Genomic DNA, 840 nt, shown 5'->3' with positions numbered 1-840 from the left:
AACCAAATAGTCTGGTGGCGATAGCGAGAAGGTCACACCCGTTCCCATACCGAACACGGAAGTTAAGCTTCTCAGCGCCGATGGTAGTTGGGGGTTTCCCCCTGTGAGAGTAGGACGCCGCCGGGCATATATATGGAGGATTAGCTCAGCTGGGAGAGCATCTGCCTTACAAGCAGAGGGTCGGCGGTTCGATCCCGTCATCCTCCACCATATATCTTTTACCAGTGAAGATAGTCTTCATTCACCTGCCGGTGTAGCTCAATTGGTAGAGCAACTGACTTGTAATCAGTAGGTTGGGGGTTCAAGTCCTCTCGCCGGCACCTTTTGTACGAGCCATTAGCTCAGTCGGTAGAGCAAGTTTCTTGCTTCATTGATTTTGCTTCTATGGAAACTTGCGAGAAGGACCGCCAGTTCGTTCGAGCATCGTGGATGCGATAATCCTGAATTTCTGGTGAGTGCTAAATAAGTTATAAATAAAATGCCGAGCCATTAGCTCAGTCGGTAGAGCATCTGACTTTTAATCAGAGGGTCGAAGGTTCGAGTCCTTCATGGCTCACCAAAGTTTTTTTGCACTAGCAAAATAACTTTCAATATAATATGCGGGTGTGGCGGAATTGGCAGACGCACCAGACTTAGGATCTGGCGCCGCAAGGCGTGGGGGTTCGACTCCCTTCACCCGCACCATATTTGTTTGAAGATGATAAAAGAATATATGCGGAAGTAGTTCAGTGGTAGAATACAACCTTGCCAAGGTTGGGGTCGCGGGTTCGAATCCCGTCTTCCGCTCCAAAAGTTCTTAAGCCGGGGTGGCGGAACTGGCAGACGCACAGGACTTAAAAT

General features: G+C 49.2%; 5 tRNA genes and 1 rRNA gene. All 6 read left to right on the top strand.

From position 1 onward, the window contains the following. Positions 1 to 10 precede the first annotated feature (10 nt). The 6 genes from rrf to M3204_RS23445 all read left to right on the top strand — a co-directional run bounded on the left by rrf (position 11) and on the right by M3204_RS23445 (position 789). Positions 11 to 126, top strand: a 5S ribosomal RNA gene (rrf, locus tag M3204_RS23470). An 8-nt stretch (positions 127 to 134) separates the two neighbouring features. Then, positions 135 to 210, top strand: a tRNA-Val gene (locus tag M3204_RS23465). Between the two features lie 37 nt (positions 211 to 247). Then, a tRNA-Thr gene (locus M3204_RS23460) sits at positions 248 to 320 on the top strand. A gap of 163 nt (positions 321 to 483) precedes the next feature. Then, positions 484 to 559, top strand: a tRNA-Lys gene (locus tag M3204_RS23455). Between the two features lie 40 nt (positions 560 to 599). After that, positions 600 to 684 (top strand) — tRNA-Leu (locus M3204_RS23450). A gap of 30 nt (positions 685 to 714) precedes the next feature. After that, a tRNA-Gly gene (locus M3204_RS23445) sits at positions 715 to 789 on the top strand. Positions 790 to 840: the final 51 nt, after the last annotated feature.

The organism is Mesobacillus subterraneus, assembly GCF_023715485.1.
Lineage (GTDB): Bacteria > Bacillota > Bacilli > Bacillales > Cytobacillaceae > Mesobacillus > Mesobacillus subterraneus_B.
The sequence above is the reverse complement of the archived record's forward strand: the minus strand, read 5'-3'. Positions and strand labels throughout refer to the sequence as shown.